At 71.2% G+C, this 25,923-nt stretch carries 29 protein-coding genes; 4 read left to right on the top strand and 25 right to left on the bottom strand.

Translation table 11 applies throughout. The annotated features are described in order from the left end of the window. Positions 1 to 98 precede the first annotated feature (98 nt). Complete coding sequence (locus VGR32_RS08575; protein WP_327449806.1) at positions 99 to 1,211, top strand: Ppx/GppA phosphatase family protein; 1,113 nt, start codon at positions 99 to 101, stop codon at positions 1,209 to 1,211. Here the strand turns inward: VGR32_RS08575 and VGR32_RS08570 are convergent. The 5 genes from VGR32_RS08570 to gyrA form a co-directional block, all read right to left on the bottom strand. After that, on the bottom strand, positions 1,169 to 2,080 hold the full coding sequence (locus tag VGR32_RS08570) for a peptidylprolyl isomerase (RefSeq protein ID WP_327449805.1): 912 nt from the start codon (positions 2,078 to 2,080) through the stop codon (positions 1,169 to 1,171). The genes VGR32_RS08575 and VGR32_RS08570 overlap by 43 nt on opposite strands. Continuing rightward, on the bottom strand, positions 2,077 to 2,910 hold the full coding sequence (locus VGR32_RS08565; RefSeq protein WP_327449804.1) for a peptidylprolyl isomerase: 834 nt from the start codon (positions 2,908 to 2,910) through the stop codon (positions 2,077 to 2,079). The genes VGR32_RS08570 and VGR32_RS08565 overlap by 4 nt, the downstream gene beginning before the upstream one ends. A gap of 2 nt (positions 2,911 to 2,912) precedes the next feature. Further along, positions 2,913 to 3,401: a pantetheine-phosphate adenylyltransferase gene (coaD, locus tag VGR32_RS08560; RefSeq protein ID WP_327449803.1), complete on the bottom strand. Its 489-nt coding sequence runs from the start codon at positions 3,399 to 3,401 to the stop codon at positions 2,913 to 2,915. Between the two features lie 79 nt (positions 3,402 to 3,480). Next, complete coding sequence (locus VGR32_RS08555) at positions 3,481 to 4,260, bottom strand: aminotransferase class IV (RefSeq protein ID WP_327449899.1); 780 nt, start codon at positions 4,258 to 4,260, stop codon at positions 3,481 to 3,483. Between the two features lie 14 nt (positions 4,261 to 4,274). After that, the gene (gene gyrA / locus VGR32_RS08550; RefSeq protein WP_327449802.1) at positions 4,275 to 7,091 is read right to left on the bottom strand and encodes a DNA gyrase subunit A; all 2,817 of its coding nucleotides are present in this window, start codon (positions 7,089 to 7,091) and stop codon (positions 4,275 to 4,277) included. A 62-nt stretch (positions 7,092 to 7,153) separates the two neighbouring features. Here gyrA and VGR32_RS08545 point away from each other — a divergent pair, with 62 nt between their 5' ends. Further along, a complete protein-coding gene (locus VGR32_RS08545) occupies positions 7,154 to 7,708 on the top strand; it encodes a superoxide dismutase family protein (protein WP_327449801.1) in 555 nt (184 codons plus the stop codon). Between the two features lie 3 nt (positions 7,709 to 7,711). Here the strand turns inward: VGR32_RS08545 and VGR32_RS08540 are convergent, their stop codons facing one another. From VGR32_RS08540 to VGR32_RS08510, 7 genes are all read right to left on the bottom strand, one after another. Further along, the gene (locus VGR32_RS08540) at positions 7,712 to 8,611 is read right to left on the bottom strand and encodes a DMT family transporter (RefSeq protein ID WP_327449800.1); all 900 of its coding nucleotides are present in this window, start codon (positions 8,609 to 8,611) and stop codon (positions 7,712 to 7,714) included. Positions 8,612 to 8,672: 61 nt separating this feature from the next. Beyond that, positions 8,673 to 9,140 carry a DUF2269 domain-containing protein gene (locus tag VGR32_RS08535; protein ID WP_327449799.1) on the bottom strand — a complete coding sequence of 156 codons (468 nt, stop codon included), beginning with the start codon at positions 9,138 to 9,140 and terminating at the stop codon, positions 8,673 to 8,675. Then, positions 9,140 to 10,429 carry an SDR family oxidoreductase gene (locus VGR32_RS08530; RefSeq protein ID WP_327449798.1) on the bottom strand — a complete coding sequence of 430 codons (1,290 nt, stop codon included), beginning with the start codon at positions 10,427 to 10,429 and terminating at the stop codon, positions 9,140 to 9,142. Before VGR32_RS08530 ends, VGR32_RS08535 begins: the two co-directional genes overlap by 1 nt. Before the next feature lie 19 nt (positions 10,430 to 10,448). Continuing rightward, positions 10,449 to 10,919, bottom strand: a complete 471-nt coding sequence (gene ssb, locus VGR32_RS08525) for a single-stranded DNA-binding protein (protein ID WP_327449797.1) — start codon at positions 10,917 to 10,919, stop codon at positions 10,449 to 10,451. Positions 10,920 to 10,989: 70 nt separating this feature from the next. Beyond that, the gene (locus tag VGR32_RS08520; RefSeq protein ID WP_327449796.1) at positions 10,990 to 11,430 is read right to left on the bottom strand and encodes a hypothetical protein; all 441 of its coding nucleotides are present in this window, start codon (positions 11,428 to 11,430) and stop codon (positions 10,990 to 10,992) included. After that, positions 11,430 to 12,095: a hypothetical protein gene (locus VGR32_RS08515; protein WP_327449795.1), complete on the bottom strand. Its 666-nt coding sequence runs from the start codon at positions 12,093 to 12,095 to the stop codon at positions 11,430 to 11,432. The genes VGR32_RS08520 and VGR32_RS08515 overlap by 1 nt, the downstream gene beginning before the upstream one ends. Before the next feature lie 77 nt (positions 12,096 to 12,172). After that, positions 12,173 to 14,899 (bottom strand): transcriptional regulator, encoded by a 2,727-nt coding sequence (locus VGR32_RS08510; protein ID WP_327449794.1) that lies wholly within the window; start codon positions 14,897 to 14,899, stop codon positions 12,173 to 12,175. 127 nt (positions 14,900 to 15,026) lie between these two features. Between VGR32_RS08510 and VGR32_RS08505 the strand changes: the two genes are divergently transcribed. After that, positions 15,027 to 15,164, top strand: coding sequence for a hypothetical protein (locus tag VGR32_RS08505; protein WP_327449793.1), 138 nt, complete (start codon positions 15,027 to 15,029; stop codon positions 15,162 to 15,164). A 1-nt stretch (position 15,165) separates the two neighbouring features. On the opposite strand, the gene VGR32_RS08500 is transcribed toward VGR32_RS08505, so the two are convergent. The 10 genes from VGR32_RS08500 to VGR32_RS08455 form a co-directional block, all read right to left on the bottom strand. Further along, positions 15,166 to 15,999 carry a flagellin gene (locus VGR32_RS08500; protein ID WP_327449792.1) on the bottom strand — a complete coding sequence of 278 codons (834 nt, stop codon included), beginning with the start codon at positions 15,997 to 15,999 and terminating at the stop codon, positions 15,166 to 15,168. 135 nt (positions 16,000 to 16,134) lie between these two features. Next, positions 16,135 to 16,416, bottom strand: a complete 282-nt coding sequence (locus VGR32_RS08495; protein ID WP_327449791.1) for a hypothetical protein — start codon at positions 16,414 to 16,416, stop codon at positions 16,135 to 16,137. A gap of 107 nt (positions 16,417 to 16,523) precedes the next feature. Beyond that, positions 16,524 to 17,357, bottom strand: a complete 834-nt coding sequence (locus VGR32_RS08490; protein WP_327449790.1) for a flagellin — start codon at positions 17,355 to 17,357, stop codon at positions 16,524 to 16,526. A 359-nt stretch (positions 17,358 to 17,716) separates the two neighbouring features. Next, complete coding sequence (locus VGR32_RS08485) at positions 17,717 to 18,169, bottom strand: hypothetical protein (RefSeq protein ID WP_327449789.1); 453 nt, start codon at positions 18,167 to 18,169, stop codon at positions 17,717 to 17,719. Then, a complete protein-coding gene (locus VGR32_RS08480) occupies positions 18,166 to 18,549 on the bottom strand; it encodes a M15 family metallopeptidase (protein ID WP_327449788.1) in 384 nt (127 codons plus the stop codon). The genes VGR32_RS08485 and VGR32_RS08480 overlap by 4 nt, the downstream gene beginning before the upstream one ends. After that, entirely contained in the window at positions 18,546 to 18,806 is a 261-nt protein-coding gene (locus tag VGR32_RS08475) for a hypothetical protein (protein ID WP_327449787.1), read from the bottom strand. The genes VGR32_RS08480 and VGR32_RS08475 overlap by 4 nt, the downstream gene beginning before the upstream one ends. A 152-nt stretch (positions 18,807 to 18,958) precedes the next feature. Beyond that, positions 18,959 to 20,431 (bottom strand): DUF2793 domain-containing protein, encoded by a 1,473-nt coding sequence (locus tag VGR32_RS08470; RefSeq protein ID WP_327449786.1) that lies wholly within the window; start codon positions 20,429 to 20,431, stop codon positions 18,959 to 18,961. Positions 20,432 to 20,708: 277 nt separating this feature from the next. Then, positions 20,709 to 21,425 (bottom strand): anti-sigma factor, encoded by a 717-nt coding sequence (locus VGR32_RS08465; protein WP_327449785.1) that lies wholly within the window; start codon positions 21,423 to 21,425, stop codon positions 20,709 to 20,711. Next, positions 21,422 to 21,979 (bottom strand): sigma-70 family RNA polymerase sigma factor, encoded by a 558-nt coding sequence (locus VGR32_RS08460; protein ID WP_327449784.1) that lies wholly within the window; start codon positions 21,977 to 21,979, stop codon positions 21,422 to 21,424. The genes VGR32_RS08465 and VGR32_RS08460 overlap by 4 nt, the downstream gene beginning before the upstream one ends. Before the next feature lie 72 nt (positions 21,980 to 22,051). Continuing rightward, on the bottom strand, positions 22,052 to 22,531 hold the full coding sequence (locus VGR32_RS08455) for a DUF4112 domain-containing protein (protein ID WP_327449783.1): 480 nt from the start codon (positions 22,529 to 22,531) through the stop codon (positions 22,052 to 22,054). A gap of 55 nt (positions 22,532 to 22,586) precedes the next feature. On the opposite strand from VGR32_RS08455, the gene VGR32_RS08450 reads away from it, so the two are divergent. Beyond that, a complete protein-coding gene (locus VGR32_RS08450) occupies positions 22,587 to 23,549 on the top strand; it encodes an endonuclease/exonuclease/phosphatase family protein (RefSeq protein WP_327449782.1) in 963 nt (320 codons plus the stop codon). Here VGR32_RS08450 and VGR32_RS08445 read toward each other — a convergent pair. The 3 genes from VGR32_RS08445 to VGR32_RS08435 are packed head-to-tail and all read right to left on the bottom strand — an operon-like array spanning position 23,521 to position 25,885. Then, positions 23,521 to 24,723, bottom strand: a complete 1,203-nt coding sequence (locus VGR32_RS08445; protein ID WP_327449781.1) for a CCA tRNA nucleotidyltransferase — start codon at positions 24,721 to 24,723, stop codon at positions 23,521 to 23,523. The two genes, VGR32_RS08450 and VGR32_RS08445, sit on opposite strands and share 29 nt — an antisense overlap. Continuing rightward, positions 24,720 to 25,346: a CoA pyrophosphatase gene (locus VGR32_RS08440; RefSeq protein ID WP_327449780.1), complete on the bottom strand. Its 627-nt coding sequence runs from the start codon at positions 25,344 to 25,346 to the stop codon at positions 24,720 to 24,722. Before VGR32_RS08440 ends, VGR32_RS08445 begins: the two co-directional genes overlap by 4 nt. Beyond that, complete coding sequence (locus VGR32_RS08435) at positions 25,343 to 25,885, bottom strand: DUF1285 domain-containing protein (RefSeq protein WP_327449779.1); 543 nt, start codon at positions 25,883 to 25,885, stop codon at positions 25,343 to 25,345. Before VGR32_RS08435 ends, VGR32_RS08440 begins: the two co-directional genes overlap by 4 nt. Positions 25,886 to 25,923: the final 38 nt, after the last annotated feature.

Genomic DNA, 25,923 nt, shown 5'->3' with positions numbered 1-25,923 from the left:
TCATCTTCCCGACAGCCTCGGCATTGCGCGGACGGTTCGTCGCGCTATCGTCGTGCGCGACGGGGGTCGCCTTCGGACCGCCCAAAGAAAGCTCGGCCATGCCGGAGATCGACGGCGCGCCCCGGAAGCGCGACGCCCGGTCCCCTCGCCGCGACGGCGACGGTCGTGACGCGCCCCTGTACGGCGCGCTCGACCTGGGGACCAACAACTGCCGCCTGCTGATCGCGCGTCCGGCGCGCGAGGGGTTCCGCGTCGTGGACAGCTTCAGCCGCATCGTGCGCCTGGGCGAGGGCGTGTCCCGCAACGGCCGGCTGGACGAGGCCGCCATGGACCGCGCCTACGAGGCGCTGGACCAGTGCGCCGAGCGGCTGGCCCGGCACGGCATGGACGGCACGCGGCTGAGCGCCGTCGCGACGCAGGCCTGCCGTCAGTCGGCGAACGGTGCGGCGTTCGTGGAGCGGGTGCGCGAGGGCACAGGCCTGAAACTGCGCATCATCGGGGCGGAGGAAGAGGCGGCGCTGTCCGTCGAGGGTTGCCGCAACCTGCTGGACGCCCGGCACGCCGCGGCTCTGGTCATCGACGTCGGCGGCGGATCCACGGAGCTGTCGTGGATGCGCGCCGAGGGGCGCGGCTTCCGCACCGTGGCGTGGATGAGCGCGCCCGTCGGGGTCGTGACCCTGGCCGAGGCGCATCCCGAGCCGGACGCCGGACTGGACGACTGGTTCGAGGCCATGGTCGCCACGATGACGCGGGCGCTGGAGGCCGCGACATGTCCTGAGGATCTGGCCGCCCTGTTTCATGACGGCCGGGGCCATCTGATCGGGACCTCGGGCGCCATCACCAGTCTGGCGGGCGTGCATCTGGGTCTGAAGCGCTATCGCCGCGACCTGGTCGACGGACTGTGGATGACGCGCGGCGACTGCGAGGCCGCGGCGACCCGCCTGCTGCGGCTGGGCCCGCAGGGCCGGGCGGCCGACGGCTGCATCGGGCAGGATCGCGCCGACCTCGTCATGGCCGGCGCGGCCATTCTGGAAGCGGTGCAGCGCGGCTGGCCCAGCGAGCGTGTGCGCGTCGCCGACCGTGGCCTGCGCGAGGGCCTGCTCCTGCAGCGCATGCGCGCGGACCGACAGGGCGGCCGTTCGAAGCGTCGACGTCGCCGCCGCGGCGGTCAGCCGGCCGGCGGCGGGGGCGGAGGCGGCGGGGAGATCTGAACGGGCAGGTTCAGGTCGCAAACCGAGAAGTCGGCCCCCCGGTCTGTCCGCATCTGCGCGACCATTCCGCCGAAGGCCGGGTTGTCGGCCCGCATCACATGCACCACCGGCCGCTCGCTCTCTGGCAAGTCGGCGACGACGCGGGCGCGGATCATGCGGTCCGGCTCGGTCACCACGCCGGAAGGATCGGTCCCGGCCTTCAGCGCGCGGACCACGTCCAGCCCTTCCAGCGTCATGCCCCAGATGGTGTAGCGCTTGTCCAGCGAGGGATAGGCCTGCCGCATGATGAAGAACTGGCTGTTGGCGGTGTCGGGGTCCTCGTCGCGGGCCATCCCGGCGACGCCGGGGCAGTAAAGACCCCAGGCGTGGACCTTGCCGTCCGAGGTGCCCGCCATCAGGGCGTCGGGCTGGGTCTGCACCGGCAGGCTGTTCATGAAGCCGAGAACCGCGCCGGTGGGGGCTGAGGCGGCGGTGAACGGCAGGTCGGAACCGCGGCGGAAGGTGAACTCGCCCGCCAGGTCGGGATACGCGCTCTGCCCCTCACCCGTGCCCAGCGGATCGCCCGTCTGGGCCATGAACCAGTCGATCACGCGATGCCAGACGAGCCCGTCGTAGATGCCGAGCCGGGAGAGGAGCCGGATGCGCTCCACATGCTGGGGCGCCGCCTCGGGCATCAGTTCCAGGATGATGCGGCCCTTCGTGGTGTCGATCAGGAGCAGGTTCTCCGGCGCCACGCGACGCCAGCCGGCTTCGTCGACCGCGGCGACCGACGGCCCGGGCGCGGCGCCCAGACGTGGATCCTGAGCCCTCGCGTTTCCGCCGAAGGCGATGAGGGCTGCCGAAGCGGCGAGAAGCGTCAGGGACTTCACGAGATCACCTCAACCGTGGGCATGAGATCGCAGACATTGAACGCCGGCCCCCGGGCGGTACGGACGGTTTCGATGGACGCCTGATAGGTGGGGCTGGCGGGCTCCATCACGCGGATCGCCGGGCGTTCGCCTTCCGGCAGGGCGGCGGCGGTGCGGACGCGGACCATGCGGTCCGGTTCGCCCTGGACGGCGCCGTCGCGGGCGTCGTCCCCCGCCTTCAGCGCGCGAACGGCGTCCATGCCCTGAAGCACCCGCCCGAACGGCGTGTAGGCCCCGTTGAGCCGATCGTTGCGCCCCGTCATGAGGTAGAACTGGCTGTTGGCGCTGTCGACCGGACCCGAGCGGGCCATGCCCACGACCGCGGGGCAGAAGAGGCCGGTGGCCGGCGTCTGCTTGTCCACGGTGAACATCATCTGGGCGTCGGGCTGGCTGGACACCGGCATGGAGCCCATCAGGCCCACCAGGCCGGCGCCCGCGTTCGGAACAGCGACGAAGCCGTCCGCCGCGCCCCGACGGAAGGCGAACTCGGCCTTGACGTCCGGAAGGTCGCTGCCGCCGGCGCCGGTCCCCGTGGGATCGCCGGTCTGGGCCATGAAGTCGGGGATGACGCGGTGGAAGGCCACGCCGTCGTAGAAGCCCCTGTCGGCCAGGGTGCGCACGCGCTCGACGTGGTTCGGCGCCATCCGCGGCTCCATCTCGACCAGGATGCGACCATGAACCGTGTCGATCACCAGCAGGTTGGCCGGATCGACGGTGCGCCAGACGTCCTGGGCCGAGGCCGCCCCGGCGGTGAGGGCGGCGGCGACGGAAAGGCAGGCGGCGAGCTTCATTCTCATTTCCCGATGTTGACCTTGGCCCGGACGGCGGCGGCGACGCCAGGGCTGACGAAGCTGTCGATCGCGCCGTCCAGCCGGGCGATTTCCTTGACCAGCCGGCTGGCGATGGCCTGGTGCCGCGGATCGGCCATCAGGAACACGGTCTCGATGTCGTCATTGAGGCGCTGGTTCATCGCCGTCATCTGGAACTCGTACTCGAAGTCGGCGACGGCGCGCAGGCCGCGGACGATGACGGTCGCATCCAGTTCTTCGGCGAAATGCATCAGCAGGCTGTCAAAGGGGCGAACCTCCACCACGTCGGCGAAGTGGGCCACCTCGGCGCGGACCATGGCGACCCGCTCGTCCGTGTTGAACAGCGGCGCCTTGTCGTCGTTGCGGGCGACGCCGATGACCAGCCGGTCCACCAGCTTCACGGCCCGGCCGATGATGTCGAGGTGGCCGTTGGTGATCGGATCGAAGGTGCCGGGATAGAGCCCGATGCGCATGCGGTGTCCCCTGTGCCGCTCCGTCATGATCTAGCAGGCGTCGCGGGGCTTGGTCACGTGGTCGTTCGGGCCGGGCCTATCAGATTTTTTGCAGCGGCGACTCCGACCACGCGGCCGTCAGCCGCGCGATCAACTCCGGAGCAGGCGCGAGGACGCGGTCGCCGATCGCGACGAGGGCGGCGGCCGGCGTGGCGCTGTTGCAAAGGAAGGCGTGATCGAAGCCGTCCAGATCGTCGAGCATGACGGTCGCCGTCCTCTGGCAAAGGCCCACGTGCGCCAGACCCTGTGCGATGAGCGCGCGGGTCACGCCCTCCAGTTTCGGGCCGTCGGGCCACGTCACCTCGTCGCCGCGAACGAAGCCGACGTTCCACAACGTGCCCTCCAGAACGCGGCCGTCCGCGTCGGTGAACAGGGCGTCGTCGAAGCCGGCCCGGGCCGCGGCGCGACGGGCGCGGATCAGGCCGAACGTGGCGACGTGCTTCAGGTGGGGGGCCTCCCGAAGGTAGGTCAGCGGCATGACCCGGACGTCGGGGCCCAAGGGCGGCGGGGGCGCAAACGCGCCGACCATGACCCGCGGGCGCCCGGTCCAGGTCACGGTCCGATGCGTGATCTCGGGCGCGAACAGGCTGATCCGCACGAAGGCGTCGACCCGGTCGCCCAGCGCGTCGCGCATCAGGCCGCGCAGACGGTCTTCGCCGACCGACGCGCCGAACAGCTCGATCGACGCCGCCTCCAGCCGCGCCAGGTGCAGGTCCAGCCCCCTGATGCCGCCTGCCTGAACACGAAACGAGGTGTAGGCGCCGTGGTTGACCAGCGCGGGATGGGTCAGGGCCTCCGCCGTGGCGGGGACGCCGTCGATGAAGAGGGCGGGCGTCAGCCCTCCCCCTCCCCCGCCTCGCCGACGTCCGAGGGGACTTCGTCGCCGCCCGAGTCCGGCAGACGTTCGACCGAGACGACCTTCTCGCCTTCCGCCGTGCGGAAGATGGTGACGCCCTGACTGGCGCGGCCGACGATGCGCACCTGGTCCATTCGGGTGCGGATCATCTGGCCGCCCGAGGTGACCAGCAGCAGGTCGTCGGTCTCCTCGACCGGGAAAGCGGCGGCCAGCCTCGTGCCGGCGCGCCCGCCCAGACCGTGGGCCGTCAGTCCTTTGCCGCCGCGACCCGTGCGCCGGTATTCATAGGCCGAAGACCGCTTGCCGAAGCCGGTCTCGGTGACGGTCAGGATGAACTGCTCGGCGGCGCCGAGCTGGGCGATCCGCTCGACAGACAGGACGGCGTCGGCCACGGCGTCCTCATCCTGCTCCACGACGACCTCATCTTCACCTTCCCCATTCGCCGCGCGGCGCATGGCGTTGGAATGCTTGACGTAAGCCGCCCGCTCTTCCGGCGTGGCATCGACGCGGCCGAGGATGGCCATGGAGATGACCTCGTCGCCCTCCGCCAGACGCACGCCGCGCACGCCGGTCGAGTCGCGGCCCTTGAACACGCGCACGTCGTCGGCCTTGAACCGGATGGCCTGACCCAGCGCGGTCGTGAGCATGACGTCGTCCTCGCCGGTGCAGAGGCCGACGCCGATCATGTGATCGCCGTCCTCCAGCTTCATGGCGATCTTGCCGGCGCGATTGACGGTGGCGAAGTCCGACAGCTTGTTGCGGCGCACGTCGCCGGAGCGCGTGGCGAACATGATGTCATAATCGCCCCACGTCGCCTCGTCCTCCGGCAGCGGCAGGACGTTCATGATGGTGTCGCCCGGCTCTATCGGCAGCAGATTGACGAAGGCCTTGCCACGCGACTGGGGATTGCCCAGCGGCAGGCGCCAGGTCTTCAGCTTGTAGGCCTTGCCGTTGGTGGCGAAGAACAGCACCGGCGTGTGGGTCGAGGCCGAGAAGACGCCGACGACGGCGTCGTCCTCCTTCATCGCCACGCCGCTGCGGCCTTTCCCGCCCCGGTGCTGGGTCCGGTAGGCGTTCAGGGCGACGCGCTTGACGTAGCCGCCGTGAGTGACGGTGACGACCATGTCCTCGCGCGGGATCAGGTCCTCGTCCTCCATCTCCCCGTCGCCCTCGCCGATCAGGGTGCGACGCGGGACGGCGAAGCGGTCCCTCACCTCCTGCAGCTCCTCGCGGATGACGCCCAGGATGTTGGCGCGGTCGCTGAGCAGGGTCAGGTGGCCCTGAATCGTGCCGGCCAGCTCGCGCGCCTCGCCGAAGATGTCGTCGCGGCCGAGGCCGGTCAGGCGGGACAGGGTCAGGGCCAGGATGGCCCGCGCCTGCTCGTCCGTCAGGTTCAGCTTGTCGCCGTCGATCAGCATGGAGCGCGGGTCGGCGATCAGTTCGACGAGGGCGATCATGTCGCCGACGGGCCAGGATTTGGCCTGCAGCCGCTCGCGCGCCTCCGACGGGTCGGCCGACGAGCGGATGATGTGGATGACCTCGTCGATGTTGGCCACGGCGACGGCCAGACCGACCAGCACGTGGCCGCGGTCACGGGCCTTGGCCAGCTCGAACTTGATGCGGCGGACGACCACTTCCTCGCGGAAGTCGAGGAAGGCCTCCAGCAGGGCGCGAAGACCCATCTGCTCGGGACGGCCGCGGTTCAGCGCCAGCATGTTGACGCCGAACGAGCTCTGCATGGCCGTGAAGCGCCACAGCTGGTTCAGCACCACGTCGCCGGACGCGTCGCGCTTCAACTCCACGACCATGCGCATGCCGTGGCGGTCGGATTCGTCGCGGACGTCGGAAACGCCCTCGATCTTCTTCTCGCGGACCAGTTCGGCGATGCGCTCGATCAGGCTCTGCTTGTTGACCTGGTACGGCAGCTCGGTGACCACGATGGCCTCGCGGTCCTTGCGGATGGTCTCGATCGAGGCCTTGCCGCGCACGACCACCGAGCCGCGGCCGTCGCGCAGGGCATTGCGCGGCGCGGTGCGGCCCATGATCTCGCCGCCCGTGGGGAAGTCGGGGCCCGGCACGATGTCCAGCAGGGCGTCGTCGCCGATGTGCGGATCGTCCAGCAGCGCCAGACAGGCGTCGACGACCTCGCCCAGGTTGTGCGGCGGGATGTTCGTGGCCATGCCGACGGCGATGCCGCCCGCGCCGTTGACCAGAAGGTTCGGGATGCGGGTCGGCAGGACGACCGGCTCCAGTTCCTTCTCGTCGTAGTTCGGCTGGAAGTCGACGGTGTCCTTGTCGATGTCGGCCATCAGGGCCGTGGCCGCCGAGGCCATGCGGCACTCGGTGTATCGCATGGACGCGGGCATGTCCCCGTCGACGGAGCCGAAGTTGCCCTGGCCGTCGACCAGCATCAGCCCCATCGAGAACGGCTGTGCCATGCGCACCAGCGCCATGTAGACCGAGGCGTCGCCGTGCGGGTGGAAGCGGCCCAGCACGTCGCCGACGACGCGCGCGCACTTCGAATAGGCGCGGTCCGGCGACATGTTGAGGTCGTGCATAGAATAGAGGATGCGACGATGCACCGGCTTCAGGCCGTCGCGCGCGTCCGGCAAGGCACGGCTGACGATGACGCTCATCGCATAGTCGAGGTACGACTTGCGGAGCTCGTCCTCGATGGTGATGGAGGCGACGTCGCCGCCCCGCGGGGCGCCGTTCTCAGGAGTGATGTCGGTCAAGGAATTCGGGCTTTCGTCCGGCGGAATCGGAACGTGTTCCGCGCCCCCGGTTTCTAGCATTCATCGGCCTTTGAGGCCAAGTCGAAGGGCCGGTCCGGAGCCCGCCGTCCACGGAGAAAATCATGCGTCGCCAGACCCTCGCCGCCCTCGCCGTCAGCCTCGCCGCGCCGCTGGGCGCCTGCGCCTCCATGGGGACGGCGGAGCGGGCGCCGCTGGGCGACTTCGGCGAGGCCACGCTGGTCAACGCCCAGGGCGCGCGGGTCGGCCGCGCGGTCCTGACGCAGGGGCCGACGGGTCTGCTGATCCGCGTCGAGGCGACGGGGCTGGCGCCGGGCTGGCACGGCATCCACCTGCACCAGAAGGCCGAATGCGAAGGCGCCTTCACCAGCGCCGGCGGGCACATCCACGGCGGTGAAGGCGGCAAGCCGCACGGCCTGCTGAACGCAGCCGGTCCTGACGACGGCGATCTGCCGAACGTCCACGCCGACGCCCAGGGCCGCGTGATGGCCGAGGTCTTCACCCCGCGGGCGCGCATTTCGGCGACCGGACCGGGCGCGTGGCTTTGGGACGAGGACGGCTCGTCGATCGTGATCCACGCCAGCGCCGACGATCACACCACCCAGCCGATCGGCGGCGCCGGCGACCGGGTGGCGTGCGGGATACTGGCCGCGGGCTGACGCTCAGGCCTTGGCCGCGCCGGCGCGCAGGCCGCGCTCGGCCAGGGCCACCACGCCGACGCCGGCGATGGTCAGGGCCGCGCCCGTGAGGATCTGAACGGTCAGGACGTCGCCGAGCCAGACCGCACCGATCAGGATCGAGACCACCGGGGTGGCGAGGAGGTAGGGCGTGACGCGTCCGGCCTCGCGCCGCTGGACCAGCCAGAACATCAGGGTCGTCGCCACGATCGACGACGCCAGTCCGGACCAGAGAACGGTGCCCCAGACCAGCGGCGTCGCCTGAGCGGCGGCCTCAAACTGACCTCGCTCCCACAGGGCGGAACCGGCCGCCAGGGTGGGCACGCAGGTCAGGGCCAGCAGGCCCTGCATCTTCAGCGGCGGGATGGAGGTCGTCCGGCGCGCGACCACCGTCGTCAGCGCCCACGCCGCGCTGGCGCCGACGACGATGACGATGGCTTTCCAGTCCTCGAGCGCGTGCGGGTCGGCGGCCATCCAGGCGATGCCGAGGAAGGCCACGACGAGGCCTGACAGCGCCAGCACCGTCAGACGCTCGCCGAGTATCAGGAAGGCGAACAGGGCTGTGAACGGAATCCACAGTTGCGTGGCGACGGAGGCGGGACTGACGTCATGCGCGAGAGAGAATCCGAGATAGATCAGACCATAGTGCACGGGCCCCCCCATCAGCACGATGACCAGCAGGCTCTTCCAGTTCGGGAACGGCGGCCGCACGAAAGGCAGCAGACACAGTCCGGCGAGGCCGAAACGGAGCGCGGCGGCGAACAATGGCGGCAGTTGTTCCGTGGCGACCTTGGCCGCCGCGTTGTTCGCGCCCCAGATGACCACGATCAGGACGATGGCCCCGATTTCGAGGGCGGTCAGGCGATGCGAGGCAGGCTGTGTCACCGTCCGGCTATGGCACGCGCGTGCGCGTCGTGCGCGTCAAACCGGGTGACGAACGGTTACGTCAGCCGGGCTTGGCGATCATGAGCCAGTAGATGCCCAGCACGGCGCCGAAGGCCGGAAAACCGAGGGCCAGCCAGATGCGGTAAAGCCGGTGGTAGGGCTCCGGCAGGGGTTCGCCGGCGGCGGCGGCAACGCGGGCGAGGTCGCGCAGGCGCATCTGGATCGCCACCACAGGCAGCCAGCACGCGCCGGTCAGGACGTAGAGCCCATAGGCCCACACCAGCCAAGGCTCGGTCAGGGCGTGGCCCTGAAGCCGGATCAGGATCAGGCCGCTGACCGGCTGCACGAGCACGGCGACGGCGGTGAAAAGGGCGTCGGCCACCACGACCGTGCCGGCCACGTGGGCCACGGCCGCAGGATCACGCGCCCGGTTGGCCCAGACCATGAAGAAGGCGATTCCCAGGCCGGTGCCGAACAGGACCGCGCCCGACAGGATGTGGATCATCTTCACCGCGAAGTAGAGGTCCATCAGCGACGGGCCTCGGTGGCGGCGACGTAGAGGGCCAGCATGACCCCCGGCAGGACCTTCAGCCATGGGCCCAGCGGATCCAGCCAGAGGTGCGGCAGGCTGAGCGTGCCTGCGATCAGATAGCCGATCGAGACCAAAGCCATGCCGACGGCCGCGCGCGAGGTCCATGAGCGTTTCAGCACGGCCACGCCGAGCAGGACGTCCACGACCGCGCCGCCGCCGGCGATGGCGGGCGACAGGGCGCCGAAGCCGCCGGCCTGCAGCGTGGCGACGGAGGCCTGCCAGCCGGGTCCGAAGGTGATCAGGCCGGAAGCGATCCAGAACAGGCTGAGCGTGACGATCGCGACGGGGCGCAGGAACCACAGCCGGGCATGGTGCACGTCCTGCACCGAGGCGGGGTTCTGGCGCAGCACGGCGTCAAGGCCGCGCGGCGGTGCGCCAAACGCGGCGGGCCAGGGCGCGTCGCGGCCGGCGACGTCATGGGCCATCTGCGCCAGCGACGTGGTGCGAAGCGGCGAGGCCCAGCCGAGGCGGCCCAGAACGTCGCCGACGGCCAGCGCAGGGCGGGCGAGCGTGAGCGGCACGCGCCAGACGGGGGCCGGGCGCAGCCCGAGCCACGCGCGAAGTTTCCGCAGCAGCTCGGCCTGCGTCACCGCCTGCGGGCCGCCGAGGTCGGCGGTCAGGCCGGCGGGCGCGTCGGTCGCGGCGACGATCGCCTGCGCCAGCTCCTCCACAAAGATCGGTCGGAACACCTGCTGCCCGCCGACCACGGGAATGACGAGCGGGAAGGCCGCCAGGGCGCGGATCAGGCCGGTGCCGCCGAACGCGCCCCGCCCGATCACCAGCGAGGGCCGCAGGATGACCCACTGCAGCCCGGAAGCGACGACCATGCGCTCGGTCTCCACCTTGGTGCGGGCGTAGTCGGTGTCGGCCGCGTCGTCGGCGCCGACGGCGGACACGTGGACGAGTCGACGCACGCCGGCGGCATGCATGGCCGCGATCATCCGACCGGGGCCGTCCACGTGGGCGGCGGTCAGGCTGTCATCGGCCCCGTCCTGAAGCGCGCCGACGCAGTTGATCACGGCGTCCACGCCGGCGAGGGCTCCGGCCCACTCGGCCCCCGGATCGGCGAAGTCCAGCGCCACCCATTCGAACCCCGGCGCGCGCAGGGACGACGCCGCCGGTCGTCGTGCCGAAGCGCGCACCCGCCAGCCGGCGCGGTCGAAGGCGGCGGCGACCTGCGCCCCGATGAAGCCGCCCGCGCCGAGGATCAGGACGCGGCGCTGCATCCCCCGCCCCACGGATCGATCAGAACGGGATGTCGTCGTTCAGGTCGTAGCTTTCCTTGGGCCCCGACGACTTGGCCGCGGGACCGCCGGAGAAGCCGTAGTCGTCGTCGGACCGACCGCCGCCCATCGAGCCGCCCTCGGCGCGGCCGCCCAGCATGGTCAGGTTGCCGTTGAAGCGCTGGATCACGACCTCGGTGGTGTATTTCTCGACGCCGTTCTGCTCGTACTTCCGGGTCTGGAGCGAGCCCTCGACATACACCGTCGAGCCCTTCTTCAGGTAGTTCTCGCAGACCTTCACGATGTTGTCGTTGAAGATCACCACGCGGTGCCACTCGGTCTTTTCCTTGCGCTCGCCCGACGACTTGTCGCGCCACGTCTCGGAGGTCGCGAGCGACAGGTTGGCGACGCGGTCGCCGTTGTTCAGCGAGCGGATTTCCGGATCCTTGCCCAGATTGCCGACCAGAATGACCTTGTTGACGCTGCCCGCCATGGGACGCTCCTCGTTCTGAAGTACCCGGAACCCATAGCGCAGCGCGCCGGATGTTCCAACTTTGTTCCGATCAGTTCGCCGCGGGCTCGGGCGGCGGCGCGATGACGCCGATCGGCCGGCCGTCGATGTCGCGCTGGATCGCGCCCGGGATGGCCAGCTGCCCGCCCGGCGCCCGTGCCAGGAAGAAGTACCGCCCGCCCGTCAGCGTGTCGCCGACCTTCACCCCGGTGGCGTCGATGAAGATGAACTTGCCCTGATACGAGCCCATGATCTCGCGGTTCGAGCCGCCGAGACCGACGAAGCGCAGGCGCATCTCCTCGAGACGTGCGGCGCAGTGCTCCATCTGCGGCTGGTCGCGGGCGACGACGTTGAAGCGAAGCCCGTTTTCCGCCGCCTCGTCCGGCACGACGTAGTAGCAGACGCCCGGATCGTAGGGCGCCTCGACGGCGCTGGAGCAGGCGGCGGCGAGGACGGTCAGCGCCGCCGCGGCGGCCGGAGGGATCAGGCGCATCAGTTGATCGGGCCCAGATTGCAGCGGCGGTCCTGCTCGACCAACGTGCGGAAGTCGGCGTTGTTCTCCGACCGTTCGACGCGGCCCGGGACGAGGCGCAGCGTGGTGTTGCCCCAGCGTCCGTAGAGGGCGTCGCCCGGGCGCACGCAGGTGCCGGAATACAGGGCCTGCACGCAGGCCGACAGGCTCATGCTTGAGGACACGGCACGCCAGTCGCCGCCGACATGGCGCAGGCAGCTTTCGCCCGCCGGGGCGACGGGCTGACCGGCGTCGGTCACCGGCGGCAGGTCCGGCAGCGGCTCCTGATCGATCAGTTCGGTCGGCTCGACCGGGGGCGGCGCGAGCGAGGCCGTGGGCGCGGCCGCGAGGGCCCCGGTCTCGTCGATGCCGACGTCCAGCGCGTCGGTGGCGAGGCCGTTGCGCTCGGCGCACTGGGCCAGGGTGGCCATGCCCACGAAGCGGCCGGCCACGAAGCAGCGAAGTTCGCGGGTGCTCTCAAGCGACGGCGCGTCGGCGACGTCGACGGTCAGGCCGCCCTGAGCGGCCGGGGGCGCCTCGGTCTGGGCCGGGCCCCGGCCGAACCAAAGAGCCAGCGAGACGGCCACGACCAGCACGGCGGCGCCGCCGGCGATCAGGAAGACTCGGTTGTCGGACGGCGTGGCCATGGGTTCGCTCGCGGAGGCTTGCCCCTCAATGACCCGCCGACGCGGGGGGCGTCAACCGCAACCCCGCCGACCGCCGGTCAGCCGCCGAGACGGGCCAGGGCGGCCTGGTAGTTGGCCAGCTGATTGCTCAGATAGGCCGGAACGGCGCCTGACGACGAGGACGTCGTCGTGGTTGGGTTCAGGGCGCGATAGGCGTCGCGCACGGCCTTCATGGCGGCCTGCAGCCGTTCGCCGGCGGCCTTCACGGCGTCGGCGTCGCCCAGCGAAAGCGTGCGGGGGAGGTTCAGCCCGAACGTCTTCGCCTCGCCCTCCTGCGCGGTCGGCCCGACGAAGCCCGCGGACAGTCCAAGACCGGCCAGCGCGTCGCGGCCCGGCTCTCCCGCCGTGAAGACGGCGCCTTCGCGGCCGTCGCGGGCCATGATCGAAAGGCGCTGCAGCCCCGCGAAGGTGGCGTCCAGCCCGGGGGCCCCGTCCGCCTTGGCGGCGTCGGAGGCGACGGTGACCTTGAGCCTGCCGAGCGCCGCCCCCTCGATCTTGCGGGCGAGCGTCTGCAGGGTGTCGCGAGCGTCGATGGTGACGGCCACCGTGCGGCCGCCGCCGGGCGGGCTCACGTAGAAGCGATCTCCGGGCCGGAGGGACGTCGCCTCGACCAGACGCTTCGAATCCGACTGGACCACATCGCCGCGGGGCAGGCCCAGCCGGTCCAGCACGCCGGCGGCGCCGGCGGCCACGGCGAGGGTCGCGGGCCTGGCCTGATCGCCCTCCCCTGCCCAGTCGCGGGTCCATTCCACGACGCCCGTCAAGGCGTCGAGGCGGGCCAGATATCCGCGCGTCGGCGCCTCCGCCTTCGCGTCCGCCGGTCGATCGGAGACCCCGGTGATCCACACCTTGCCGTCGTGCACCTTTACGTCGGCGACGTCGTCGTTGCCGGACCCTCCGAAATAGGTGAGCCGATCGTTCGTCCCGGGCGCCAGGTCCGACCCCATCGTCAAGAGATAGGCGTCGGTCCCGCCGGAATGGGCGTTCAGTGGCGTTCCGGCGTCGAGCGCGGCGTTGTGGGTCGTTCCAGAGACGACGACGCGCCCGCCCTCGACGGCGATCCCGGCCGGCTGGCCGCCGGCCACGCCAAGATCGCGCCGGGCGGCCAGGGCAGGCTTGCCCGCCGCGTCGAGGGTCCATTTGCGCACGATCAGGCGCCCATCCTCGACGCCCGTGGTGAAGACGTCCTGACCCACGGCCACTGACGCGGAGACGGAGTCCTCCGCGGAGGTGCCGAACTGGGCGACGCCCACCGGGGCGGCGGCGAAGGCCGCGCCCGGATAGGGCTGGGTGGCGCGGAAGCTCTGGACGTAGCCGTCCCAGCCGCCAAGGGACGCCCCGCCGGTCATGGCCGACTTCGCCCGACCGGCGACCACGACGGTCCCGTCGGCGGCGAAGGAGACGGACGTCGCCTCGTCCGCGGCCCGGGCGCCGCGGCGCTGGCTCCACTGTTCCACGCCCGCGGCGTCGAAGATGGTGACGAAACTGTCGGCGTCCGTCGGCACGTCTCCCGACTTGCCGGGCTCCAGGGCGCCGACCACCGAGCCCGCCACCGCCACCCGGCCGTCAGGCGCCACGGACAGGGCGTAGCCGTTGGCCTTGCCGGCCGCACCCAATGTGCGCGTCGACACCACCCGCCCGGCCGAATCCAGCTTCACCAGCGCAACGTCGGACGCACCCTTGATCGCCTGGTCCGCGACGGCCCCGTCGACGTCCGCCACCAGCCAGAGACCGCCGTCGGAAGTGGCGGCCGAGGCGCGGACGGCCGAGTAGCCTTCGGGCAGGGCCGTCTGGGAGACGCGGCCGTCGACCCACTGGGTCTCGCCGACCCGGGCCGACGTGGCCGGCGCGCCGCCGCCCTGGTCCGACTGGAACTTCAGAACTTCATGCAGGCCGCCCTTGCCCGAAGCCTGCACCACGTAAACGGCGTCGCGGGGCGCGGCCTCGGAGAAGGAGACGGTCTCGGACGGCGTGCCCCGGACGGCCAGCGCCCAGCGATCGGGTCCCGCCGGAAGGGTCACGGCCTTGCCGTTGACGGTCACTGTCTTCGGCTCCGCCTTGATCGCCTCGCGTCCGAGCCGTGTTTCGACGCCGGCGGCCTGAAGCGCGTCGTTGACGTGCTTCAGGACCGCGTCGAGCGTGCGGGGCGTCGCGCCCATGTCGGCCAGGTCGATCTGGATCGGCGTCGTGGTCGTGGTCGCGCCCACGGTCTTACGGACGCCGATGGTGAAGGCGACGTCGCCCTGAAAGGCGGCCACGACCTGATCGGCGGCGCCCTCGTGGATCGGCGCGGTGATCGACACGGCGGAGTCGCGGCGCACGGCCGTCGTGGTCTTCGAGGTCGCGGCGGTCGTGCCCTGGACCATGCGCACGTCCTGGAATTCCGCGCCCCCGAGCCACGTCCCGATCTCAGACAGGCCGGAGCCGAAGCGCTTCTGCAGCAGGGCCAGTTCGGAGGTGGAGATTCCCTTGACCGAGGCGCGGTTGGTGAGCGCGGTCAGGGTTTCGAGGCCTTGGTACAACGCGAACAGCCGTTTGTAGTCGCCTGACGCATCCGTCGCGTCGAGCGCATAGGCGTCCTCGTCTACGACCCTGCGGCCGCCCAGGGCGGCGCGAACCCGCTCGTCGGCCTGGGGCACGACGGCGCCGGTCGACCACGGAGCGGTCGGCTGACGCTTCTTCACCACCGGCGCGCCGGACGCGCCGAAGCCGGAGGACGACGACGTCCCGCCGAAGAGGCCCAGAAGATAGGTGTTGTCGATCATGTGGACGCCTGCGTTCAGGGTCTTCGATCGGTGCTGACGACGCGTTAACGTCCGCCTGCGGAACGGTGTTCGCACCGATTCGTTAAGACGCCGCCGATCCGTCACCACCGCCGAAAGGTATGATGCGATGATCCGTCCGCGTTCGCTTTTCGCCGCCCTGCTGTCCCTGTACGGCCTCGCCGCCAAACCCGGCCCGCGCGCAAGGCCCGGGCCGATCCAGATCGGCGCCCGGTCAGGCGGGCTGACCTACGCCTCGCGCCGCTGACCTAGCCGCGGAACAGCGACAGGATGACCTGCGGCGCCTGGTTGGCGATCGACAGCGCCTGCGCGCCCAGCTGCTGCTGCACCTGCAGGGCCTGAAGCCGCGCGCTCTCCTTCGCCAGGTCGGCGTCGACGAGATTGCCCACGCCCGACTCCAGCGTGTCCGACAGCTTGCTGACGAACTTGGCGTGAGCCGCGATCTGCTTGGATTGCGCGCCGATGTCGCCCAGCGCTGAATTCAGCTGGGTGATCGAGTCATCCAGCCTGTTCAGCGCCGACGTCGCGCCGGTGATGGTCAGCAGCGAGTTGGACAGGGACACCTCGATGATCGCGCCGCCCAGCGTCAGGTTCTTGGCCGACAGCGTCACGGTCTGGGTCGCGTCGGAGTTGGCGAGGAAGCGGATTCCGCCGGTGACCGTGTTGTTGAAGATGTTGGCGCCGTCGAAGGTGGCGTTCTGAATCGCCGAGTTGATGGCCCGCAGCAGCGCCTGGAAGTCGTTGTTCAGCAGCTGGCGGGACTGGGTGCCCAGAGACTGGTCCTTGGCCGCCACGACCTTTTCGCGCAGCTGGTTCAGCAGGTCCGAGATGCTTTCGCCCGCCGCCAGCGCGACGTCCGAGATGGCGGTGGCGCGGTCGAGGCTCTGCTTCACCGCGCCCAGCGAGGAGATGTCCGCGCGCTGGCCCTGGGCGATGGCCCAGATGGCGGCGTTGTCCTTGGCGCCCTGGACCTTCAGCCCGGTTGAGACGCGCCCCTGGACGTCGCCCAGCCGGTCGTTGGTGCGCGACAGGTTCTGCAGCGCGATCTGAGCGGCGGTGTTGGTGTGGACGCTGTTCGTCATCCGGCCCCGAGCCTCTTTGAGTTCGGCTCAAGGCTATGGGGCGAGTCGTGTGCGTATGGTTAACGTCGATTCACCACGACGAAACCCGCGCGGCCCGGCAGGCGGCGCGGCGGCGGATCGGAGGATCCCGGCGCGTCAGGCGCTGGTGTCGATCACCGAGCCTGAGGCGTAGTGCGGGCCCTGCATCAGTTCGACGACCTTCTCGCGCGGCAGCTGCCGCACGACCTCTCCGGTCAACCGGTCCAAGGTCTTGTAGATGTAGGAGCCGGCGCTGGGGCCCTCCTCGATCACAAGCCTGTACCGGGCCGCGTCGTCAGCCTGTTGCGAAGCCGGCGAGCGGTCGAAGTCGCCCGACGTCGCGGCGCCCGAGGGGGCGGCGACCGGGGCGATGCGGGCTACCTTGGCATTTGTATCCATCTCTCCTTACCGGCCGGTCGGGCCGGCGCCTCCTTCTGGAGGGCTTTCCGGACGTGCCGGCGGGCGGATCCCGAAGGAACCGCCCGCCGTACGTCTTGGGTCTGCCCTTAGCGGAAGAGTCCGAGCAGCATCGACGTCGACGAGTTGGCGATGGACAGCGCCTGCACGCCCAGCTGCTGCTTCGTCTGCAGCGCCTGGAGCCGAGCGCTTTCCTTGGCCAGGTCGGCGTCGACGAGGTTGCCCACGCCGGTCTCGATCGTGTCCTGCAGCTTGCTCACGAACTTCAGGTGAGTGCCCAGCGAGTTCGAGCCGGTGCCCAGGCGAGCCAGGGCGGCCGACACGTTGTTGATCGAGGTGTTGATCGTGGTCAGGGCCGAGGTGGCCAGCGTCGAGGTGCCGATGGTCGCCGTGGCGGCCAGGGTCACGTTGGCGCCGCCCAGCGACAGGTTTTCACCCGCCACCTTGATGGTCGAACCGGTGGCGTTCGACAGGGCCTTGAACCCGTTCGTGCCCGTCGAGTTGTTCAGCAGGTTGACGCCGTTGAACGACGCATTGCTGACGACCGTGGCGATCTGGTCGCGGATGGACTTGAAGTCCTCGTTCAGCGCCTTGCGGGCCGAGGTGGTCAGCGACGTGTCGGTGGCCGACAGCGCCTTCTCCTTCAGCTGAACCAGCAGGTCCGAGACCGATTCGCCGGCGGCGATGGCCACGTCCGTGGCCGACTGGCCGCGCTGAAGGCTGTCCTTGACGGCGTTCAGGGCCCCGATTTCCGAACGCTGGCCCTGGGCGATGGCCCAGATGGCGCCGTTGTCCTTGGCCGAGGCGATCTTCTTGCCGGTGTTGATGCGAGCCTGAACGACGCCGAGTTCGGAGTTGGTCGTTTGCAGGTTCTGCAGGGCGATCATGGCGCCCACGTTCGTGTTGACGCTGTTCAGCGACATGGCACGTAGTCCTTCTTTCAAGGTGTCCGACGCCATTTTGGCTGCCGGGAGCGTTTTGCTCGGCAGTCTTCGCAGCAAGGTCGGGGCCAGCGGACCGATTCGGCGGCGTCCGGGTTGTCGTTGTATTTGCTGCGGTACTTCTGATTCACCACGTCGAACGCCCGGCAACTTGTGCCGGGCGTGGGGTCGAGGCCGGCATATTCTGCCGGGACGGCGGGCAGAATTTGCCCGGTCAGGGGCGCGTCAGCGCACGCTCGGCCTCCAGGGCGTCGACGGCCAGCCTCCGTGCGCCGTCGCAGGCGACGATGGCCGCGCCGCGCTCCACATAGACCCTCTCCAGATCGCCGTGGGTCGGTGCGTCAGGGAGAACCGGCAGGCGGCACGGCGTCGTGATGGCGGCCGGGAGGCTGAGGTGTGGGCCTGCAGAGCTCGGGGGCGAGGCCGCACAGGCGGCGGTCAGCGTCGCGAAGGCGAGCGGCGCGATCAGGGGACAGGGGTTGCCGGGCATCTGAAGCCTCCGTGGACATGACGGCGAGATCGGCGACCACGCGGTCCGCGTCCGCCTTGGTGCGGTAGTGGGTTTCCAGGCGCGCGCCTTGGGCCGCCTCCTCGGCCGCGAGCCGGGCGGCCGCCGAAGCGGCGGCCTCGGCCCGCTGAAGGCGAGCCTCGAGTTCGGAGATGCGGCGGTCCGCGCGGTTGAACGGATCCCAGCGGAAGCCGAGGGCGGGCGCCACCAGCAGCACCGTGACGACTCCTGCGAGGGCCAGCGCGCCCCCGGACAGAAGAAGGCGTCGAAGCGAGGCGGGCGTCATGGGTAGACCTTCCGGTCGAGTTCGAAATGCGGCCCGTCGCGCAGGCGCGGCCAGTCGCCGCCCCAGATCAGGCTCACGCCCCGTCGACGTGCGGCGGCCTTCATGGCGCCGGCGATGCGGGGATAGAGCGGCCAGTCCCACCGCACCTGCCCGTCGACGAAGGCGGCCAGATCCACGGCGTGTCCCGTCAGGTGCCGCGAGTTCAACGTGCGGCTGGCGCCCGCCCGCACCAGCTCCGCCTGACGTCGCGGCGAGCGGAGGCCCTCGGTCACCATGAAGTCGACGGGGGTGTGTGCCAACGCCTCGACCACCACGCCGACCAGGTCCGGGTGCACGCCGACGAGGCGGCTTCGGGATCGTTCCGACAGACGGAAGCTCATGCGCGCATCCCCCGTCGCAGCTGCGCGACGAAGGCGATCAGCTGTTGGGCCGTGGGCGCGACGAGGTAGAGCACCACGGTGAGGCCGAGCAGCATCAGCACGCCATCCGCCGCGCGGGCGGCCGTCGCGGCGTCCATGCGGTCGAGGACGCGCTCCAGCAGACGGAGGAGTCCGGCGGCCGTCAGGAAGACGAACAGCCGACGCCACAGCCAGCGACCTTCCGCCAGCGGCGGGACCGTTTCGGAAAGCGGGCTCAAAGCGACGACTCCCCGTCTTCGGAACGATCCGGGCGCCGGGCGGGGAAGGACGTCTCTTCCAGACATTCTTCCCACGTCAGGTGATCCGGCAGCTCCCAGAGCTCGGGGTCAGGGACGCCGAGGGGGTCGCGAGATGCGGTCGCGTCCATGGCTCACCCCACCGCCGTGATGACGACGACGCCCGCCGCGCCGGCGCCGCCGGTCCCGCCGGTCGACAGCCCGCCGCCGCCTCCGCCGCCACCGCCGCCCCACAAGCCGCCGGAGCCGCCTGCCCGCCCCGTGGCGGCGGCCTCGCCCCCCCCGCCTCCGCCGCCGCCTCCCGCGCGACACAGATCCGGCGCGGGTGCGTCCGCGCCCGGCGTCCCCGCGGCTCCTGCTCCGCCGTCTCCGCCGGAGGCGTTCACCGACATCACCGCGCCGGTCCCGCCGCCGCCTCCCGGCTGGGCCACGTTCGAGGCGCCGACGGCTCCGCCGCCCGCGCCGCCGCCGGGCCCCTCCCAGTTGACGGACGAGATGCCGTTGCTGGCGGGGGCCGACGGATAGCTGGGTCCGCCGCCGTTGGCCGGCCGAACCGCCAGGCCGCCGTCGCCGCCGACGCCGTCGGCCGATCCGCCGCCGCCGCCGAACGCCCGCAGGACGACCGCGCCGGCGACCATGACCGAGCTTTGGCCGCCATGTCCGCCGGCAAGGCCGGCTGCGCCCCCTTCGCCTCCGGCGCCGACCGTGACCGACAGTGAGCCGGCCAGCGCCGCCGCAGGCCAGGTCCCGTCGGCCTGGCCGCCCGCGCCGCCCCCGCCGCCACCCATGCGAAGCGTGGATGCCGGCCCTCCCTGACCGCCGCCACCGCCGCCGCCGCCGCCGATGGCCACGGCCCTGATCTCGCGGGCCCATGCGGGCGGCAGGTAGGTTCCGGACGTCGTCAGGACCGTCGTCTCATGCCGGCCGGCCCCCAGCGGAAAAGCCACGCGCCCGTCGGAGGGATCGACGCCCAGTGCCTCGTGCCACGTCATGCCGTCGGCGCTGACCTTCAGCGACAGCCGGTCGTCTCCGACCAGTCCGATCTCCGCGCGTCCCGAATAGGCCGACTGGAAGACGACGGAAGCCACGTCGCCGTCCGCCTCCCTGTTGACGGACAGACGGACGTCGCCCGTGCCGCCGTCCCCGACGGTCAGCGCGGTGAACAGGGCGCCGTTCAGCCGCGCGGCGAGACGGTTGAGGTCGTCCGCGGCCGTGCCGACGCCCAGGCCATCGAGCTGGTCCAGCGCGCCCAGCACCTCTCCCAGCGCCGCCCATCCCGCCTCCGTCCGGATCACCGCGCTTCCCTCGTCGGAGATCAGGACGAGGGCGCCCGGCGGCGGATCCAGACGCACCCAGCCGCCGTCCTGGAAAGCCGCGACGGCGCCCTCGGCCATGAGACCCCACGCGCTGCCGGTCGCGCCCGACGGCAGCAGCCAGGCGTCGCCGTCGACCGCGTCTTCCGGCTGGGTCGAAATCGTCCGGCTGTGCACGGCGAGGTGGACCAGCGCGTCGAGACGCGACAGGGCCGCGTTCAGGGTGACGTGCTTCTGCAACTGCCCGCCCGCCAGAAACGGCAGGCCCAGGCGGGCGGAAAAATCGTCGGACATGCGTGGGCTCCCGTTCTGATGTCGGGAGCAGGCTGCTTCGTGAGGCGAGCGACGACGGCGTGCGCCGCGAAATCGTCGGACGCCCCTTGTTGCAAATGCGGATTTCGGCGCGGGTCGTCATAACGACGGCGGGTTTTCGCGCGCATGGGCGACGGGGAGACCGAGGAAGGGCTTGGACCGGCCTCCCCGTCAGACGGTCCCCGGCGGCGCCCGAAGGGAGACGACCGACGGGTCCGTCGCCGCAACTACGAGGACGTCGTGACGCCGGATGCGCGCGTCAGAGCTGTTGCAGACTGCCGCTGGCGACCACGGGACCGTCGGGCGAATCGACCTCGGGGGTATGCCCGGGCTGCTCCATCGACACGGCCACCTGCGCGGCCTGACCTGCGAGGTCGTGCACGACGCCGCTGAGCGTGTGGCGGGAGGTCGCGGAGCCGTCGATGGCCCCGACCAGCCGCACTCCGCCTTCCGGCAGCAGCAGCCACAAGTGCGGCACGCGAGGGTCACCCTGCATCTTGTCGGTCGGCGCGAGGTACAGCTCCCCGGTCGCCGGATCATAGGCCAGGGTCATGGCCACGCCGCCGTCCTCCAGCGTCAGGGTCGCCACCCGGGTGATGGGACCGACGGCAGGCGCGGGCGTGACAGGCTCAGGACGCAGAACGAGGAAGACGACCGCCGCCAGGCTGGCGGCCAGCAGCGCGGTCGAGCCCACGGCCCAGCGGCGCCAGAAGCGCAGGGCCGGACGCGGGTCGTTCGCCGCCCCCGTGACGGAATCCACGCGCGGCCACACCATTTGGCCCGGTGCTGCCGGCGCGATCTCGTCCGCCAGCACGCCGAAGCGCTCGTCCCAGTCCTCGACCCGACGCGCGAAGGCCGGGTCCGCGCCGGCGCGCGCACGGGCGGCGGCCTCCTCGGCCTCCGACAGGACGCGCAGCGACAGTTCCGCGGCCAGCGCGTCCTCATCCTCGGCGGGGGTCAGGGGAAGGTCGCTCATCTTTCCAGACAGGCCCTGAGCCGAAGCAGACCGCGACGGATCCAGCTTTTCATCGTGCCGAGGGGCGTGCCCTCGGCGGCAGCCAGCTGCTCATAGGTCGCGCCCTGGAAGAAGGCGGTCCGGATGGCGGCGGACGTACGGACGTCCAGCTCATCCAGACAGCCGGCGAGACGCACGGCCTGCTGTTTGCCCTCGACGAGGGCGTCTGCCGGGGCGCCGTCGTCAGCAAGGCCGAAAGCCTCGTCGACGGGCACCGATTTGCGGATCGCCGCGCCCGAGCGCAGGCGGTCGATCGAGCGGTTGCGGGCGATGGTCACCAGCCATGTGATGGGGCTGGCGCGCGAGGCGTCGAAAGCCCCGGCCTTGTTCCACACGGCGACGTAGGTTTCCTGCAAGACGTCCTCGGCGAGCTGCCTGTCGGACAAGATACGCAGGCAGACGCCCATCAGCTTCGCGGAGGTGGATTCATAGACGCGACGAAAGGCGGCGCGATCTCCCTGGCCCACGCGGGAAAGCGCCGCGCTCAGTTCGTCACGGGTCAGGCTGACGTTCAAAATCAATCCCCTGCGGACGCTGGCGGCCCTGCCGCGACTTGGCCGCTCCAGAGGGCGCCCGTCAAGCCGCGGTCAGTCGTGAAGATAGACGATCCGCTTCAGTTTGCGGTCGCCGCGCACCTTCTCGACGTGGCGGTCGTGCTCCCCGCTGGCGCGTGCGTCGGCATAGGAACCTTCGACCCAGTGGGTGGTCTCGATGTGGTTCTGGAGCGCCTTCGCCGCCAGCAGGTGGCCCGGGAACAGGACGTCGACCACGCTGGGCACGAAGTCCAGAAAAGGCACCTCGCCGATGGCCGTCGTGGCGCTGTCGAGGCCCAGATAGCCCAGCATCTGGACGACCGTGCCGGCCGGGGCCTTCGCCTTCACCGCCTGCATCAGCAGCCATCCCGCCGCGCCGACGGTGTAGGCGGTGCCGACGACCGGTATCCACGTCAGCAGGCCGTCCAGCCCGATGCCGAACGGACCGAAGCCCACGACACGGTCGGACGTCTTCTTCAGACGGTCGACATTCAGCCAGATCTTCTCGATATCGGCGATGCTGCGGCGCGCCATGCGTCCGGTCTCCCTGCCCGCCGGCCGTAACGCCCAAGCTCAAGCGCCGTTCACCATGTCACGTTTTCCCGTTCGCGCGCAGACCGTGGTGGCCGGACTGGCCACGACCGCGGCCCTGTCCCCGCCGGCGGCGATCGCGGCCGCCGATCTGGCCGGCGTCGGCCACCGATGGTTCGACCTCGCGGCGCAGTTTTCCGCCCCCGCGGCCGTGGCGGCGCTGGCCGTGACGCTTCTGCTGTGCCTGCTTCGCCGGCGCCGCAGCTTGATTGCAGGCGCGGTCGTGACGGCGGCCTGCGCCCTCGCCGCGGCGCCCCAGGCTTTCCCGCCCCGGACGGAGCCGCAGGCCGGCGCACCGACGGTGCGGCTCTATTCCGCCAACCTCTGGGTAGGGAACGACGACGTCGCGGCCATCCGCGACAGCATCGCGCAGGCAAAACCCGACGTCGTTATCCTGATCGAGACCAGCGACGTGCCCTACGGCGCGATCGCGGAGCTGACGCCGGACCTGCCCCACCGCGTGGCCTCGCCGCGCATCGACTGGCGCGGAAGGGGCGCCCGCACCGTGGTGGCGTCCCGCTGGCCGCTCACGCCGCTGCGTGAGGAAGCCGGCGTCCACGCCCAGACCACGACGGTACGTTCGCCGCTGGGACCGCTGCGCGTGACCGCCGTGCATCTGACGCGGCCGTGGCCGTACCAGATTCAGTGGGAGCAGATCCGGCAGATCGAGGCGCTCGGCGAGGCGGTCGCGGCGCATCCCGGCGCGGCGCGGGTCGTCGCCGGCGACTTCAACAGCGTGACGGACGCCCGCATCGGCCGATCGTTCGCCGCCCGCAGCGGCATGGCCCCCGCGCCGGCGTTTCCCGGCACGTGGCCGTCGACGCTGCCGTCATGGCTCGGGATCGGCATCGACAACGTCTGGCTCAGCCCCGACGTGGCGGTGGCGTCGCGGAAGGTGGGCGCCCCGAACGGCTCCGACCACCGGCCGGTGATCACGGTGCTGACCCGCGCACGGCGCTGACGGCGGCGGCCAGACGTGCGTCGACGTCTCCGGGCGGGAAGTCGTCGGCCATCCAGGAGCTCTCGAAGGCGCGCAGCACGGCGCCGGTGTCGGGCCCCGGAGCCACGCCCAGGCGCGCCACGTCCCTGCCACTCACGGGCATGCGCGGCGGCGTCCAGCTGCGGGCGACGTCCAGCACGCTGTCGCGTGCCGTCAGGTCGGCCGACTTCAGGGCGCGATCACACCCGGCCTGGGCCCCGACCCGGTAGACGAGCCGGCGGGCGGCGGACGGATCGGCGGCGTCGGCGGGAAGGGTTTCGGCCGCGTCCTCCAGCCGCTTCCATGCGGCGCGCGGAAGGCGGAGCCGGCGGGCGGCTTCGGCCACCAACGCCCGGTCGTCCGGCCAGAGGGCGGACAGGCGAACCAGCGGATCTGCGCTCAGGGGCTGCACGCGAGCCAGACGCGCGACGTCGGCCTCCGTGCCCAGAACCCGGCTCAGGATCCCGGCCTCGGCCATGGCCCGCACGGCCGGCACAGGGTCCGGTGCGGCCAGCAGCTTGACCAATTCCGCGGAGATCCGCTCCGCCGACAGTCGTTCGACCCCCTCGGCCATGTCGGCACAGGCGGCGAGTCCCTCGGGATCCGGAACGCCGCGACCAAACCACGCGAAGAAACGGAAGAAGCGGAGAATGCGAAGATGATCCTCCGCGATCCGTCGACGCGCGTCGCCGACGAAGACGATGCGCCCCGCCAGAGCGTCGGCGACACCCTCCTTGGTAGGATCGAAGACCGCTCCGTTCCGATCGGCGTAAAGGGCGTTCAGCCGGAAATCGCGGCGGCGCGCGTCTTCGTCCCAGTCCGTCGTGAAGGCGACCACGGCCCGCCGGCCGTCGGTCGCCACGTCGCGCCGCAAGGTGGTGATCTCGAATGGCCGACCGGCGCTGACGGCCGTTACCGTGCCGTGCTCCACGCCCGTCGGCACGGCCTTCAGACCGGCCGTCCCGAGCGCCGCGATCACCTGGGGCGGCTCCAGCGTCGTGGCCAGATCGACGTCGCCGCCGTCCCGCCCCATCAGGGCGTCGCGCACGCAGCCGCCCACGAAGCGCACGCCGTCCGCCCCGCCCTGCGCCGTCAGGGCGTCGACGACGGCCAAGGCGGCCGGATCACGCAGCCATGGCGCGTCGACGCGCGTCATGCCGCCCGCCCCGCCGCAGCTCTTCCCAACCGTTCCGCCAGCCCGACGATCATGCCCGCAGTCGCGCCCCAAATGCGCCGCTCCCGCCAGTCGATCGACCAGAACTGCCGGCGCACGCCCTCCAGATCGTAATGGTCCTGTCGTCGGTTGTTCGGATCGGAGAGGAAATCCCACGGCACGTGGAATATCTCCGCGACCTCGGCGGGTGAGGCGGTCAATCGCGGCAGGGTGTCGACCCAGGCGACCACCGGCGTCACCAGATAGCCGGTGCCCGTCCGGTAGCGGTCGCCGGTTCCAAGCAGCCGGACGGCGCCGGGCGGCAGGCCGATCTCTTCCATCGCCTCACGGATGGCAGCCTCGCCGGGACCTTCACCCGGGTCCAGACGGCCGCCAGGAAAGGCGATCTGCCCCGTATGACGCGCCAGGGTGTCGGCACGGCGCGTCAACGTCAGGGTCGGTCCCTGTTCGCGCGGCGTGAAGGCGACCAGAACCGCGGCTTCCGAGGGCGGTTCCGACGGCGGGATCAGTCCGGGATTGAGATCGAAGTCGGAAGCCCGCGGCTCGTCGGCCGCGCGCCAGCTGGACAGCGGCAGCAAGGCCGCGGCGAGGCCGTCCGGAGTCACGCCGGGTCCCCCACCGCGCCGAGGTCATGGCGCGCCTCGCCGACGTTCAGGACCAGCCGGCCGTGTTCGACCTCCGCGGCGTCGACCAGTTCGTAGAAGACGGCCCGGACGACCCGCGCCCAGAGATCGCCCCGCACGCGCACGCGCGGCGCCGGCTGCCCGTCAGGCCCGTGATCCACCACCAGCGGGTGGTCGGCGTCCACGTCGACGACGTCGCCCATGTCGGTGGTGAAGCGGAGCGCGTCGCGGCGATCGACCGTCACGGCGCGAAACGGCAGATCCTCCACCTCGATCGTCAACTTCTCGACCGGCGTCACCAGACAGTAGCCGTCGGCGTCCTTGCGCAGGACGGTGGAAAACAGGCGCACCAGCTCAGGCCGGCGGATGGGTGAGCCCTCGTGCAGCCAGGCGCCGTCCGCGCGGATGACGATGTCGATCCGGCCGCAATGCGGGGGATTCCACAGGTGGACGGGGGGCAGGCCGCGCGGCGTCGCCGCGGCGATCCGGCTCAGGGCGTCAGGGGGAGCGCGGTCCGTCATTCGCGAAAGCTAGGCGCTGTCGCGCCCGGTGCAAACCG

It is taken from the genome of Brevundimonas sp., from assembly GCF_035935935.1.
Classification (GTDB): domain Bacteria; phylum Pseudomonadota; class Alphaproteobacteria; order Caulobacterales; family Caulobacteraceae; genus Brevundimonas.
Note: the sequence above shows the minus strand (reverse complement) of the source record. Positions and strands in the feature narration are given on the sequence as shown.

Bases quoted from the DNA above. Each gene is read 5' to 3' on its own strand.
- VGR32_RS08575 (WP_327449806.1), top strand. From the start codon at position 99: ATGCCGGAGATCGACGGCGCGCCCCGGAAGCGCGACGCCCGGTCCCCT.
- VGR32_RS08565 (WP_327449804.1), bottom strand. From the start codon at position 2,910: ATGAAGCTCGCCGCCTGCCTTTCCGTCGCCGCCGCCCTCACCGCCGGG.
- coaD (WP_327449803.1), bottom strand. From the start codon at position 3,401: ATGCGCATCGGGCTCTATCCCGGCACCTTCGATCCGATCACCAACGGC.
- gyrA (WP_327449802.1), bottom strand. From the start codon at position 7,091: ATGCTAGAAACCGGGGGCGCGGAACACGTTCCGATTCCGCCGGACGAA.
- VGR32_RS08545 (WP_327449801.1), top strand. From the start codon at position 7,154: ATGCGTCGCCAGACCCTCGCCGCCCTCGCCGTCAGCCTCGCCGCGCCG.
- VGR32_RS08535 (WP_327449799.1), bottom strand. From the start codon at position 9,140: ATGGACCTCTACTTCGCGGTGAAGATGATCCACATCCTGTCGGGCGCG.
- VGR32_RS08530 (WP_327449798.1), bottom strand. From the start codon at position 10,429: ATGCAGCGCCGCGTCCTGATCCTCGGCGCGGGCGGCTTCATCGGGGCG.
- ssb (WP_327449797.1), bottom strand. From the start codon at position 10,919: ATGGCGGGCAGCGTCAACAAGGTCATTCTGGTCGGCAATCTGGGCAAG.
- VGR32_RS08520 (WP_327449796.1), bottom strand. From the start codon at position 11,430: ATGCGCCTGATCCCTCCGGCCGCCGCGGCGGCGCTGACCGTCCTCGCC.
- VGR32_RS08515 (WP_327449795.1), bottom strand. From the start codon at position 12,095: ATGGCCACGCCGTCCGACAACCGAGTCTTCCTGATCGCCGGCGGCGCC.
- VGR32_RS08510 (WP_327449794.1), bottom strand. From the start codon at position 14,899: ATGATCGACAACACCTATCTTCTGGGCCTCTTCGGCGGGACGTCGTCG.
- VGR32_RS08505 (WP_327449793.1), top strand. From the start codon at position 15,027: ATGATCCGTCCGCGTTCGCTTTTCGCCGCCCTGCTGTCCCTGTACGGC.
- VGR32_RS08500 (WP_327449792.1), bottom strand. From the start codon at position 15,999: ATGACGAACAGCGTCCACACCAACACCGCCGCTCAGATCGCGCTGCAG.
- VGR32_RS08495 (WP_327449791.1), bottom strand. From the start codon at position 16,416: ATGGATACAAATGCCAAGGTAGCCCGCATCGCCCCGGTCGCCGCCCCC.
- VGR32_RS08490 (WP_327449790.1), bottom strand. From the start codon at position 17,357: ATGTCGCTGAACAGCGTCAACACGAACGTGGGCGCCATGATCGCCCTG.
- VGR32_RS08485 (WP_327449789.1), bottom strand. From the start codon at position 18,169: ATGACGCCCGCCTCGCTTCGACGCCTTCTTCTGTCCGGGGGCGCGCTG.
- VGR32_RS08480 (WP_327449788.1), bottom strand. From the start codon at position 18,549: ATGAGCTTCCGTCTGTCGGAACGATCCCGAAGCCGCCTCGTCGGCGTG.
- VGR32_RS08470 (WP_327449786.1), bottom strand. From the start codon at position 20,431: ATGTCCGACGATTTTTCCGCCCGCCTGGGCCTGCCGTTTCTGGCGGGC.
- VGR32_RS08465 (WP_327449785.1), bottom strand. From the start codon at position 21,425: ATGAGCGACCTTCCCCTGACCCCCGCCGAGGATGAGGACGCGCTGGCC.
- VGR32_RS08455 (WP_327449783.1), bottom strand. From the start codon at position 22,531: ATGGCGCGCCGCAGCATCGCCGATATCGAGAAGATCTGGCTGAATGTC.
- VGR32_RS08450 (WP_327449782.1), top strand. From the start codon at position 22,587: ATGTCACGTTTTCCCGTTCGCGCGCAGACCGTGGTGGCCGGACTGGCC.
- VGR32_RS08445 (WP_327449781.1), bottom strand. From the start codon at position 24,723: ATGACGCGCGTCGACGCGCCATGGCTGCGTGATCCGGCCGCCTTGGCC.
- VGR32_RS08435 (WP_327449779.1), bottom strand. From the start codon at position 25,885: ATGACGGACCGCGCTCCCCCTGACGCCCTGAGCCGGATCGCCGCGGCG.